Genomic DNA, 13652 nt, shown 5'->3' with positions numbered 1-13652 from the left:
CCATTTTTTGTTTAAAACAAGCTTTCTAAATCAATTTTTTTAAATTTTAAAGAAAAACTGAACAATATTGTGTAATTATACATGTAGCTACGCTATTTTTTCATATTTACTTTACACAATCTTTTTTTAATTTTTATATTAATTTTAAATATAAACTTTATTTATTAAGCTAGGACTTAAGTTAAATTTTACATTTGAGAGTACATATCAAACATTGGAAGCATTATTGATATTACTATAGCCCCAATTACAACTCCCATAACAACTATTAGCATAGGCTCTATAAGGGAAGTTGTTGCCTGAATTGCTTGTTCAACTTCATCATCATAAAAGTCTGCTGTTTTATTTAGGATACTATCTAAGGAGCCTGATTCTTCACCTATTCTTATCATTGAAGAGAGCATTTTAGGAAAAATATCATTTTCCCTAATTGGACCGCTTAAGCCATCTCCCCTTACAACTCTTTCCCTAATTTTTAAAATTGCATCTTCTGCTACCTTATTTTCCAATACTCCTGCAACTGTAGGCAGGGCATGAACTAGGGAAACACCAGCTGATAATAAGGTGGATAAGGTCCTTGTAAACCTTGAAACTATTATTTTTTTATTTAAATTCCCTATAATAGGAAGTTTCAACTTTAAGCTGCTTATTGTCTGAATTCCATGGGGACTTTTCTTATAAATATTAAATAATACAATTAAAATTCCTATTGCCAGCAATATTATAATTAAGTTATTGCTTAAAAATTCACTTGTAGCCAGCATAAACCTTGTTATAAAAGGAAGTTCTGTTCCAAATCCCTCAAACATCTCAACAAAGGTAGGCATTACAAAGGTCATAATAAACATAACTGCCCCCACTGCAACTACGCTAAGAATTGCAGGATAGGTCATAGCTGACTTAACCTTATTATTGATTTTATTTTCCTTTTCAAAATGTACAGACATTCTAAGCATCATTTCATCAATATTTCCACTATTTTCACCAGACTCAACCATTTTAATTAATAATTGAGGAAAGTATTGTTTATACTTAGCCATAGACTCTGATAAAAGTTCCCCTTTTTTGATATCATCCTCAATATTTGATAGGATTTCCCTTAATTTTTTATTTGGTATTTCCTTTGATAAAATATTTATACTGTTAGTTATTGATACACCTGCATCCAGCATGGTATAAAACTGCCTGCAAAATACTGCTAAATCCTTTTTAGTTACTCTATCAAATATCTTTAATTCTATTGGTTTACTTTCAACTACTTCTTCTATTTTTAAAGGATAATAACCACTTGAAGTTATCATATTTATTACATCATCCCTGGAACTTGCTTCAAATTTCCCTTCTATTTTAGTTCCATCTTCCTTCATGGCTCTATACTTATAAGTTTTCATAACTTCTTATCACCCCTTATATATCCCCTAGCAATGTTATGGTTGCAAGTTCCTGCATGGTTGTTGTCCCATTTAAAACTAGCTTTTTACATTCATCTTCAAGGGTTGTCATTCCATATTTTATTGATATGTCTTTTAAAATATCAGAATCCCTTGTTTTATTAATAATATCTCTATGTTCTCTCGTTACTTCCATTATCTCATAAACACCAATTCTTCCAATATATCCTGTACCATTACAATGGCCACAGCCTTTTCCCTTATAGAGCTTTAATGTTCCATTAGAACTTCCAGTAAGAGTTTTTCTTTCATATTCTGAGGCTTCATATTCCTCTTTGCAATATGGGCATATTTTTCTAACTAATCTTTGAGCTATTACTCCTACAACTGAGCTGGCAACCAAATAGGGCTCAACTCCCATATCAACTAATCTAGTTATTGAAGATGGTGCGTCGTTAGTATGTAAAGTACTTAAAACTAAATGGCCTGTTATAGCTGCTTTTATAGCAATTTGAGCAGTTTCTTCGTCTCTTATTTCTCCAATCATGATAATATCAGGGTCTTGCCTTAAAATACTCCTTAAACCACTTGCAAAGCTTAAACCAGCTTTTTTATTAACATTAACTTGATTAATTCCATCAAGGGTATATTCTACTGGATCTTCTACAGTAACTATATTTACATTACTAGAGTTTAGTTCACTTAATATAGTATAAAGAGTTGTTGACTTACCACTTCCTGTTGGACCAGTAACCAATACAATTCCATGAGGATTAGAAATTATATTATTCAACTTTCTAAGATTTGCCTTACTCAATCCAAGATGCTCTTTTCCAAGCTTATAATTATCTCTATTTAAAATTCTAATAACAACCTTTTCACCATTTACCGTTGGAAGAATTGAAACTCTAAGGTCAACATCTGTATTACCGATTTTAGTTATTATTCTTCCATCCTGTGGTATTCTTTTTTCTGCTATATTTAAATTTGCCAGTATTTTTATTCTTGTTATTAATGGTGCTAAACTTTCAATTCCTAAGGTATTTATAGTTGTAAGTTCTCCATCAATTCTATATCTTATTCTAATTTCCTTCTCAAAAGGTTCTATATGAATATCAGATGCCCTCATTTCAATTGAGTTCTTAAATAAGTACTCAATCATCTTAACTACTGGAGCATTCTTTACATCATCAACCTCTTCTACATCTACTGATATAGTTTTTGCTTCTAAGGTTTCTTTTGATAATTCTTCTGCAGCCTTGTTAACACCTTCACTGCTATAATTTATTTTTACAAACTTGTCTATATCTTTTTTAGGCGCAATAAAAGTTTTTACAGCCAAACCTGTAGATATAGAAATATCATCAATTGCAAATATATTTAATGGATCAGACATTGCAACCAATATTTTGTCTTCTTCAAATCCAAATGCAATTAAATTATATTTATTACAAAGATTTTGAGGTACAATTTTAATGGCTTTTTTATCAAATTGTATGTTATTTAAATCTATTTTTTTTATCCCTGTCTGCGCTACAATAGCATCAATAATATCTTCTTCTGATACTATTCCGCTTTCTATTAGAACTTCTCCCAATTTTTTACCTAAAATCTTTTGAGTTTTTAATGCACTTTGAAGTTGAGAAGGAGTTATTTTCTCTGCCATTAACAGAATATCTCCAAGCCTTTTCTTTTGCACTAAAGCCATAAACTCCCCTCCTACCTGAATATTCCTACATTTTAGAATATATAGCTTGATTATTTTAATATTAATTCATAGAAGATGCTTTTTCAATGGTAATATTTTATTTAATTACCTTTAAATTAAGCGAAAAAAGCTAGATAAATTTGTAAAATCCTATCACCTAATATCATTGATATAAAAGTCCCAATAGCAATATAAGGTCCAAAGGCTATTTCAGCTTTTCTTCCTTTAAGTTTTAAAATTAAAATAATACTTGCTACAATTCCTCCAATAACTATTCCTAAAAATAAAGCCACTAACACAAGCTTTAAGCCTAAGAATAATCCGCATAAGCCTGCAATTTCATAATCCCCTTCTCCCATTCCTCTAGATATTTTTACTATTAGGAAGATAATCAGAAAGCCAACTAAACCACCTAAAAGTTTATCTTTATAATTTATCTCATTAAAATAAGAAGCAAGAATTATGTAAATCACAGCTAAAACTAAACCAAAAACTGTGGTTGAGGTATATATTTCCATAGTTTTAAAATCTATCGCAGAAATAACTATTAATAATGAAGAAAAAATCGAAAGAAAAATAGTACTTATGCTAACTCCATAAAAATGGAATATTATAACATATATAATCCCATTTAATAATTCTATTAAAGGATATATTATAGAAATTTTTTCACTACACTTTCTACATCTTCCTCTTAAAGCTATATAACTAAATATAGGAATTAAATCATAAGGCTTTAACTTATAACCACAGTTTGTACAATGAGATGCTGGAAAGGCTATTGATTCTTCTCTAGGTATTCTATAAATACATACATTAAGGAAACTTCCAATAGTAATTCCCAAAATAAATACAATAAAATACAAAACTTTCACCTGCCTTCTTCTTTTGTCAAAACTATTAATAATTAAGTATATTTTTCTATACTGGTAGTTATACAAAAATTAATTATATAAAAATAAAAATGATATAAATACTATTTTTTAATTATGTCAATTTTGTTAATAATCTATCGCTCTTTAATATTACCATTTTATTTTTTACTTGGCAATATTAGGATAATTTTTCGACTAAAATATTAAAATTTTTGATATTTTAACTCCTTAAAAGATTTTTTTATTAAAAATTTTTAAATCTTATACATATAGAAGATTAATCTTTAATAATTCAATAATCTAAATATTTAAAAATAAAAAAAGAATATGGTACTTCCTATATAAATAAGTACCATATTCCCTTTATTTAAACTTTATTTATTAGTACATTCCATCCATTCCTGGACCAGCTGGCATTGGATTTTCTTTTTCTGGTGCATCAACAACTGCTGCTTCTGTAGTTAAGAATGTTGCTGCAACTGAAGCTGCATTTTGTAGTGCTGATCTAGTAACCTTAGTTGGGTCAACTATACCAGCCTTAATCATGTCAACATATTCTCCTCTTAATGCATCATATCCAATTCCTGCTTCTGAATTTCTAACTCTTTCTATTATTACTGAACCTTCAAGACCTGCATTAGTTGCAATTTGTCTCATTGGTTCTTCTAATGCTCTTACTATAATATTTATACCTATTTGAGTATCTTGTACATCAGAAGTTACCTTAGCTACTTCGTTAATTACATTAACATAAGCAGCTCCACCACCTGCTACAATACCTTCTTCAACAGCTGCTTTTGTAGCTGCTAAAGCATCTTCTATTCTTAATTTCTTTTCTTTTAATTCTGTTTCTGTAGCTGCACCAACCTTAATTACAGCAACTCCACCAGCTAATTTAGCTAATCTTTCAGTTAATTTTTCCTTATCAAATTCTGAAGTTGTTTCTTCTATTTGAGCTTTTATTTGTGCAACTCTTTCTTTAATATCTTCGCTTGATCCTTTACCATTTACGATAGTAGTAGTTTCTTTAGTTACCTTTACGCTATCGCATTGTCCTAGCATATCTAAAGTAACGTCTTTTAATTCTATTCCTAATTCTTCAGAAATTACCTTACCACCTGTTAAGATAGCTATATCTTGAAGCATTTCCTTTCTTCTATCACCAAAGCCTGGAGCCTTAACTGCAACGCAAGTGAAAGTTCCTCTTAACTTGTTAACTACTAATGTAGTCATTGCATCGCCTTCAACATCTTCAGCTATGATTAATAGCTTCTTACCTGATTGAACTATTTGTTCTAATACTGGAAGAAGTTCTTGTATGTTAGAAATCTTCTTATCAACTATTAAAATATACGGATTATCTAATACAGCTTCCATCTTTTCAGTATCTGTTACCATGTAAGCTGATACATATCCTCTATCAAATTGCATACCTTCAACAACGTCAAGTTCTGTTCCCATTGACTTTGATTCTTCAACAGTGATAACACCTTCGTTGCCTACCTTTTCCATTGCATCTGATATTAACTTACCAATTTCTTCATCCGCTGCAGAAATAGCTGCAACTCTAGCTATATCTTCCTTTCCACTTACAGGCTTAGAAGCTTTCTTTATTTCTTCAACAGCCTTATCTACAGCCATCTTAATACCATTTCTAATTAAAATTGGATTAGCTCCAGCAGTTACATTCTTTAAACCTTCTCTTATAATTGCTTGAGCTAAAAGTGTTGCTGTAGTAGTACCGTCCCCTGCAACATCATTTGTTTTTGTTGCAACTTCTTTAACAAGTTGAGCTCCCATATTTTCATATGGATCTTCTAATTCTATTTCTCTAGCAATTGAAACACCATCATTTGTTATAAGTGGTGCCCCAAACTTCTTGCTTAATACAACGTTTCTTCCCTTAGGTCCTAAAGTTACCTTTACAGTATCAGCTAAAGCATCAACACCTGCTAGCATTTTTCTTCTAGCATCTTCACCGAATTTAATCATCTTTGCCATAATCTAAACCTCCTTATTCTACTATTGCTAATATGTCATCTTGTCTTAAAATTGTATATTCTTCTCCGTTTACCTTTACATCTGTTCCTGCATATTTTGAATAAAGTACTTTATCTCCAACTTTTACTTCCATATCACATCTTTTTCCATCAACAATCGCTCCAGGTCCCACTGCTACAACCTCAGCTTCTTGAGGTCTTTCCTTTGCAGATCCAGTTAGAACTATTCCACTTTTTGTAGTTTCTTCTGCTTCTAACTTTTTAATAACTACTCTATCTGCTAGTGGTTTGATATTCATAAAAATCCCTCCTAAAATATAATTGATCATTCTTGGTTATTAGCACTCATTACTATCAAGTGCTAACAATGTTATAATAATCTTTTATTTTTTTAAAATCAAATTGTTAAAATTATACTCTTTAGCTATATATTCTAAATATTTAATATTTTCAATAAATATCTTTATTTCTCTCACTATTTTGTTTTTTTTCTTTGTTTTTTACATATCTACACTCATTGTATTATTATACTACTTCCTGTATGTTTTTATTCTTAAAATCCTTGAATTTAATAAATAAACTCAACTAAAAAGAAGATTGATATCAATCTTCTTTTTTATGATAATCCCTTAATGTTAAGTGATCATTTATAAAGGGGGATATTTAAGCCTTTCCATTGCTTCCGCAAACCATTATCTTATGAGCAACAACTTTCTTCATAGCTTCTTTTCCTGGTGTCATGTATTTTCTTGGATCATTTTCAGCTGGGTTTTCATTAAAGTATTTTTTAACTGCATCAGAGAAAGGTATTTTTAAATCTGTTGCTACATTTACCTTTCAGATTCCAAGAGATATTGCCTTCTTAACTAATTCATCTGCTACATCTGATGCTCCATGTAGAACTAATGGTACATCTACCATATCTCTTATTTCCTTTAATCTATCAAAATCAAGTTTTGCTTCCCCTTGATATAATCCATGAGCTGTTCCTATTGCAATTGCTAAGGAATCTATTCCTGTTCTTTCTACAAAGTCTCTTGCTTGCTCAGGATTAGTATATTTAGAGTCTTTTTCATCTACTATTAAGTCGTCTTCTTGTCCACCTAATCTTCCAAGTTATGCTTCTACTGTTGCATCATACTTATGAGCATATTCAACTACTTCTTTAACTATTCTTATGTTATCTTCATAATCTAAATGTGATGCATCAATCATTGCTGATTTAAAACCTAAATCAATCTAGTGTTTAATTTCTTCAACATCTTCATAATGATCTAAGTGAATTGCTATTGGAATATCATACTTTTTAGCTGCAATTTCAGCCATAGCCACTATATATTCTCCACCAGCATAAGCTATTGTTGATGGTATTCCTGCTAAGATTACAGGTAATCTTAATTCTGCTGCTGTATCTACTACTACTTGTAATGTTTCTAAGTTATGAATATTAAAAGCTGGTATAGCATAGCCTTCCCTTTGTCCTTCTTTAACATTTCTCTTGTTGATAATATTTTCATATTTATTACTCTCCTTTATTTAAAATTCAAATTCTCTCTTACTTATAAAAGGACTTATCTTTTGTTCTTATATAAAAGAACTTGTCTTTTGTTTTTACTTATAATAGGCTTCTTATGAAAATTACTAAGCTTATCTATTGTACTTATGAATAATTACTCCTTTAACAACTCTATTAACAGTACCATCTGGTCTTGGATTATCTAGAGAAATTCCTAGCCTAATTGAATTAAATAATCCAAACATTTGTCCAAATAACATATAGTTAAATACTGTATAAACTTCTGGAATTTCTTTACCATCAATTTCTATATTATATATTTATCACACAAATCATTTAATTCTTCATTCTTTGTATAGCTTATAACTGCAAGTTTATGATTACCTGCATCTCCATGAATTTCTCTTATTAAATCCATATCATAAAGATTTGTATATTTATTTATAGAATTCATAAATATTACTAGGTTTTCATCATTTATTATTGACTTTGGACCATGTCTAAAGCCTAACACCCCTTCACTCATGCTTACTATTCTTCCACTTGTAAGTTCTAGATTTTTAAGACACATTTCCTGTACTAGTCCCCTTAATGCTCCTGATCCTAAATAAACTACTCTTTTTGGATCTAAATTAACTAAGTCTTGTACATCTTGCCATCTGTTTTCTAAAATATAGTTTCCTTGTTTAACTACTGTATATTCCTCTGTTATAAAAGCTAAACATTCTCTGCTATCGCCCTTTATCTTTACAAAATCCTGCTTTATGCCATATTCTTTTAGCTTTTCCTCAATAAATTCTCCTGTCTTTCCCCCTAAGAAACCAGTAGCTATACAATCTTCCTTCAAAATAGTAGCAACATTAGCTACCTGTATTCCCTTTCCTCCAGGTGTATTTTCTACGGTTCTTGCTCTAATTACTTTCCCCTTTTGTATATCTTCTATTTCATACCTTTTATCCACTGAAGTATTAAAATTTATAACTAATATCATTTCTTATTTTAGCAAAGGCAATAACATTGATAATTACTGTATAAAAACTATATATTGAACCAACAATGCTCAAAGCTAATAAAAGTTCATTAAAATCTTGCTGTACTGCATTTATAATTAAAAGAATACTTAATAAAGCATATGCACAGGCCTTCATTCATCCTTAAAATTCAACCAGCTAATCCCTTGCTTTCTACCAAGTGAGCACTTCCATCCTCATAAATCTCTATTTCATTTTCTCCAAAGATAAACTTAGAACCTGGTTCAAAGCCCTTAGCAATTGCTCCATGAGCAAAAGCAAATACAGCTTCTTCATAACTAGAAGCTGAATCTACTATACTTACTACTATATTATTGTTATATAGATACTCAGTAATGGCAAAATCTTCATCTACTTCTGTTGCTAAATTGAATTAAAAGCAGACATGAAAGTAATGTTCTGTGGAGGAATTTACGGAAAAGTCGTAAAGGTTGGAGAAGAAACAGTTGAAGTTGAAATTGCTAAAAACACTGTAATCACTGTTTCCAGATATGCAATTCAAATAATGTATTGAATTAAATCCTAACATAAATGCAATTATTTATTTTCTTTAATTAGCTTCTTGCTCTTTTCTAATTTTAAATCGTTAATATATTTCTTTGGAGATATATTCAAATTATTCTTAAATAACATTTATAAAGATGACCTTGAAACTGAAAATTTATTGCAAATCTCTTCTATAGTTATTGGGGAAGAAATTCTTTCATTTATATAAGATATTATTTTTTCTAATAATTCGTCTTGAAAATGTTGATAGGCTTCGCCCCCAAATAGTCATATTAGAATAATCTAATTATAATTTTATGAAAATTACATATAATAAGATTTTCAGAATAAGGAATTGTAAGTGATATATTTTTTTGCAAAGGCTCTTACAGCATTATATAATTCCTTTCTGCAATGAAAAACCCTATTACATATTAAACTATCATCATCACATTTCATATCAAACATTATAGTTAAATAGGACCAAGAGCTGTCACTATTTACAGCTTGTGTATGAAATTGATTTTTTCCATATATAATTAAATCTGATGAATTTAAAGTATAATTAACACCATCAACTGTTGTATCTAGAGTTCCACTATCAACAAAAGTTAACTCATATAAATTATGTCTTTCTCCTTTAAATTTATATTTAGGACTTTTAATTGTATAATAATAAGCTACTATTTCAGGGATTCTTATAGTAGGAAGTATTCTATTATAAACATAAGGAGGATTTAAAAACTCTACTTTAAGATTATATATAGACGGTATTATTAAATTGAAGGTAACTTGATCTGTCATAGAAATAATATTAAAATACATATTCGGCTTTATTTCTAATTTCTTATGGACTGCAAAAAGTTTAAAATTACCACTGCTTGAATCACTTATTAATATGGCAGCCATCCCTTCAACTATTTCTATATATGTTGTTTCCGAAAAATTATATAAGCTAGAAATAACTTTATCACTAAGATTTAACTCCAGCTAAACAACTTGATAAAAAAGTTTTAAATCAAATGGTTTGGCGTTCATTATTCTTACAAGCTTCATTTAACTATGAAAGAATGCAAGCTGCAGGATGGTTATACGGAATATTGCCTGAATTAGAAAGAATTCATACTAATAAAGAAGACCTTTCTAAATCTATGAAACATAACTTAGAGTTCTTTAATACTCATCCATTCCTTGTAACTTTTGTTATGGGTATAATTTTATCATTAGAGCAACAAAAAGCTGATACTAATACTATTCGTGCTGTCCGTGTTGCTGCTATGGGACCTTTAGGTGGAATTGGGGATGCTATTTTCTGGTTCACACTAGTTCCAATCGCTGCTGGTATAACTTCAAATATGGCTATTAACGGATCCCTAGCTGGTCCAATCCTATTCCTATTAATCTTTAACGCTGTTCAATTTGGAATCAGATATTGGTTAATGCATTGGTCATATAACTTAGGATCAAAGGCAATTGATATATTAACTCAAAACGCAAAAGAATTTACTCGTTCAGCTTCTATGCTAGGTGTATTTATAGTTGGAGCACTTACTTCAAACTATGGTGCAACAAGCTTAAATATTGTAATTGAAAACGGAGAAGCTCCAATAGATATTCAAGCTATATTAGATGGAGTTCTTCCACAAATGATACCACTAGCAATGACTTTATTGTTATTCTTCTTAATTAAGAAAAAACAATGGACACCTGTTAAATGCATAATCTTATTACTTGTAATAGGTATTGTTGGTGGAGTATTTAACATTTGGGCATAATAAAGAAAATGCTATCCATAAATTAATTTTGTAGTATTAGCATAAATAATTCCAACCTTAATAAAATATAAAAAGGCAGCTTGATTTTATACAAGCTGCCTTTTTATTAATTAAATAATTCTTCTACATTATCAGGAATAATATTTCCAGCTAGCTTATAAGCCAATAATACTGACCCATCCCATGGCTCTAACTGTGGTTCTTGAAGTTTACATTTTAAATTAGATTTATTTATTAAATCCTTTAAGGGCTTCAATATTAAATCTCCTGCTTTAAATACTCCTCCAGTATAAGATACTATAAAATTATCCTTTAAATCTAACTTCTTAGCTAAAACACTTAAATGAGCAAATATTTCACTAGCTGCTTCATTAAATATTTTCCTAGAAGCGGCGCATCCCTTATTAGCAGCTTCAGCGCATATCATTGAAAATTTAGCTAAATCGGTTCTATTAAATTTTAATCTATTAAATACTATATCAACGATTTCATATTTATAAGTAATTTTATATTTTTCTTCTAATATATCTAATAATATTGTTTTTTCAGATCTTCCATCCTTTTGCTTAGTATATTCATTTATAGTTTTTAATCCTATCCAATAGGCACTTGCATCATCACCAATTCCTGGGCCAAAACCACCACATCTTGCTATTTTTCCTTCTTCATTCATTCCAAAGGCTATACTTCCTGTTCCTGCAACAATATTTATTCCTGGACTACAAGCTGTTCCTGCTGCCCAGCCATTTACTGCATCATTTTCAATCTTATAAGGCATATCTAAAAGTTCCTTAAATGTTTTATCAATTTGTTTCTTATCTTCTAAACTTTCTCCATAACCAGGTACTCCTGCAAAAGTAAAGGCAATATCCTTTGCTTTTATATTTAAAGTAGAAAATATTTTTTCAAGGTTTTCAGTTATTTCTTTTTTTATTCCTTCCACTCCTACTTGGTGAATATGAATTGTTCCACCTTCTAATTCCAATAGCTTCTTTAAATTATCATCAACTACAGTGTACTTTGTCTTAGTTCCTCCACCATCAATACCTAAGTAATACATACAACCTCTCCTTCATTAAATAGTTTTTACATAACTTATGTAATCAATATCATTATATAACTTTTTCACTACATTTTATATAATCTAAACAAAAAAATAAGGGCTTACGCCCTTACTCTACACTAAATTAATCCCTCCTAACTCCACACTCCTAACTGAGTTAATCACTCCACACTACACGCTCCACACTCCTAACTGAGTTAATCACTCCACACTACACGCTCCACACTCCTAACTGATTCTACACTTCTATCTTATTTTCTCTAGCATAATAGAAAAGATATTGTTGAGCCATTCCTGAGAATTTTCCAAACTTATCTCTTGCAAAGATTCTCATTTTATTTAAAGATACATCTGGTGCAACATAAAAATGTATCATAGCTCTCTTTACCCAAACATCAACAGGAAAAGCTGATTTTTTCTTCATAGAAAACAACATTATACAGTCCGCTACCTTGGCTCCAACCCCCATAAACTTTTGTAGGGCAATATGACATTCATCATCATTTAGATTCTTTATGTATTCTAAGTCATAATCTAATATTTCAGGTCTTTCATCATAATTTTCTTTATTTGCTTCATAATCCTTCTTTACTTCTAAGGCTTCATTTACCTTTTTAATAGTATCTACAATATATTTACTTCTAAAGGAAGCACCTGTTTCTTGAATTTCTTCTAAAGTGGCTGAACTTATTTGTTCTGGGGTTGGGAAAGTATAATATTCATTACCTTTATATACTATCTTATCTCCCCACTTTTCGCATATTTTCTTTACTGTTTTCTTAATTGAAGGAATACTATTTCTAGCAGATATTATAAAACTTATTAGCATTTCAAAAGGATCTTGATTTAATATTCTTATACCATATCCGTATTTTATGCTTTCTCTAAGAATTTCATCTTTAGAAAGATTATCTTTTATTTCATCATAATTTGTTTCTAAGTCAAAATAATGTAACCATATATTATTAAAGTCTTCTTCATTAGTATTATGTATTGTTACTTCATTTCCCTTTTGAGTTATTTCTATTACTCTTCCAAAGGCAACTACTATATAATCAGTATCACTTATTTTGTCCCATCTAAAACATTGGCCACATTCTAATATTTGCTTAATATCAAAGTTTTTTACCTCTTCTAAAATAGCTTTGTCTTCTATAAATTTAACACTTTTAAAATCCATATTTATAACCTGCCTTATCTTTCTCACTTATCAATTAAAATAAATTTATACTATTAGTTTATAATGATAAAACACTCTAAGTAGTTAATTGATTTTATCTATAATTTATTTTAAATAAACTTTTAAATATTAATTCTACTAATAATTATTCTTATTTAATACTTTACTGCTAGTTTTTATAATTTGTCAAGTTATTAAAATCCTTCTATTTATATATAATTCCAAATAGCCTTCTTAAAAATACTTATAATTTTTTGCTCTTTTTACTCTTGATATAACTATTTTTACAAATACAATTATTATTAAGTATATTTTTTATTTCTTTTCCTTATATATAAAATATTATTTTAGGAAGTGATTAGATGTTAGATTTTTTCATAGGATTAACTTGTTCATTTTTAATATCCTTTATAGCTTATAAAAACTCTTCTCTTAGCAAAAGTGGATTAATAGCTGCTATAATTCTTGGAACTGGAATATACTTCTTTGGAGGATTATTCTTTTCTATCAGAGATTTCGCATCTAATTTCCAGTAAAGCTTTTTTCTTTATAGGAAATTAGATTTTTTCTATTTTATTGAAATTTTGGAAGAGAAAAAGGCCGTAGGCCATGTATATAGATACACCT

11 protein-coding genes and 3 pseudogenes are annotated in these 13652 nt (G+C 29.4%); 3 read left to right on the top strand and 11 right to left on the bottom strand.

Features of this window, described 5'->3' with window-relative positions:
- Positions 1 to 188 precede the first annotated feature (188 nt).
- The 8 genes and pseudogenes from KQI16_RS00325 to KQI16_RS00290 form a co-directional block, all read right to left on the bottom strand.
- Complete coding sequence (locus KQI16_RS00325; RefSeq protein WP_216431444.1) at positions 189 to 1391, bottom strand: type II secretion system F family protein; 1203 nt, start codon at positions 1389 to 1391, stop codon at positions 189 to 191.
- A 16-nt stretch (positions 1392 to 1407) separates the two neighbouring features.
- The gene (locus KQI16_RS00320; protein ID WP_216431443.1) at positions 1408 to 3099 is read right to left on the bottom strand and encodes a GspE/PulE family protein; all 1692 of its coding nucleotides are present in this window, start codon (positions 3097 to 3099) and stop codon (positions 1408 to 1410) included.
- Positions 3100 to 3215: 116 nt separating this feature from the next.
- The gene (locus KQI16_RS00315; RefSeq protein WP_216431442.1) at positions 3216 to 3965 is read right to left on the bottom strand and encodes a prepilin peptidase; all 750 of its coding nucleotides are present in this window, start codon (positions 3963 to 3965) and stop codon (positions 3216 to 3218) included.
- Between the two features lie 390 nt (positions 3966 to 4355).
- On the bottom strand, positions 4356 to 5975 hold the full coding sequence (gene groL / locus KQI16_RS00310) for a chaperonin GroEL (RefSeq protein WP_216431441.1): 1620 nt from the start codon (positions 5973 to 5975) through the stop codon (positions 4356 to 4358).
- Between the two features lie 13 nt (positions 5976 to 5988).
- The gene (gene groES, locus KQI16_RS00305) at positions 5989 to 6273 is read right to left on the bottom strand and encodes a co-chaperone GroES (protein ID WP_216431440.1); all 285 of its coding nucleotides are present in this window, start codon (positions 6271 to 6273) and stop codon (positions 5989 to 5991) included.
- 364 nt (positions 6274 to 6637) lie between these two features.
- A pseudogene (locus tag KQI16_RS00300) lies at positions 6638 to 7491 on the bottom strand (tagatose bisphosphate family class II aldolase).
- A gap of 130 nt (positions 7492 to 7621) precedes the next feature.
- A pseudogene (locus tag KQI16_RS00295) lies at positions 7622 to 8481 on the bottom strand (PfkB family carbohydrate kinase).
- Positions 8459 to 8638, bottom strand: coding sequence for a hypothetical protein (locus KQI16_RS00290; RefSeq protein WP_216431439.1), 180 nt, complete (start codon positions 8636 to 8638; stop codon positions 8459 to 8461). Before KQI16_RS00290 ends, KQI16_RS00295 begins: the two are co-directional and overlap by 23 nt.
- A 277-nt stretch (positions 8639 to 8915) precedes the next feature.
- Between KQI16_RS00290 and KQI16_RS00285 the strand changes: the two genes are divergently transcribed.
- Positions 8916 to 9035, top strand: coding sequence for a preprotein translocase subunit YajC (locus KQI16_RS00285; protein WP_286172814.1), 120 nt, complete (start codon positions 8916 to 8918; stop codon positions 9033 to 9035).
- Positions 9036 to 9349: 314 nt separating this feature from the next.
- On the opposite strand, the gene KQI16_RS00280 is transcribed toward KQI16_RS00285, so the two are convergent.
- The gene (locus tag KQI16_RS00280; RefSeq protein WP_216431437.1) at positions 9350 to 9916 is read right to left on the bottom strand and encodes an AraC family ligand binding domain-containing protein; all 567 of its coding nucleotides are present in this window, start codon (positions 9914 to 9916) and stop codon (positions 9350 to 9352) included.
- Positions 9917 to 9984: 68 nt separating this feature from the next.
- Between KQI16_RS00280 and KQI16_RS00275 the strand changes: the two are divergent.
- Positions 9985 to 10782 (top strand): annotated as a pseudogene (locus KQI16_RS00275) (PTS system mannose/fructose/sorbose family transporter subunit IID); the annotation flags it as partial.
- Positions 10783 to 10888: 106 nt separating this feature from the next.
- On the opposite strand, the gene KQI16_RS00270 reads toward KQI16_RS00275, so the two are convergent.
- Together KQI16_RS00270 and KQI16_RS00265 are read right to left on the bottom strand one after the other, a co-directional pair.
- A complete protein-coding gene (locus KQI16_RS00270) occupies positions 10889 to 11842 on the bottom strand; it encodes an N-acetylglucosamine kinase (protein WP_216431436.1) in 954 nt (317 codons plus the stop codon).
- 241 nt (positions 11843 to 12083) lie between these two features.
- Positions 12084 to 13025, bottom strand: coding sequence for a DNA-3-methyladenine glycosylase family protein (locus KQI16_RS00265; protein WP_119864402.1), 942 nt, complete (start codon positions 13023 to 13025; stop codon positions 12084 to 12086).
- A 362-nt stretch (positions 13026 to 13387) separates the two neighbouring features.
- On the opposite strand from KQI16_RS00265, the gene KQI16_RS00260 reads away from it, so the two are divergent.
- A complete protein-coding gene (locus tag KQI16_RS00260; RefSeq protein ID WP_216431435.1) occupies positions 13388 to 13561 on the top strand; it encodes a hypothetical protein in 174 nt (57 codons plus the stop codon).
- Positions 13562 to 13652 lie beyond the last annotated feature (91 nt).

It is taken from the genome of Caproiciproducens sp. MSJ-32 (assembly GCF_018918055.1).
Lineage (GTDB): Bacteria > Bacillota > Clostridia > Clostridiales > Clostridiaceae > Clostridium.
The sequence above is the reverse complement of the archived record's forward strand: the minus strand, read 5'-3'. Positions and strand labels throughout refer to the sequence as shown.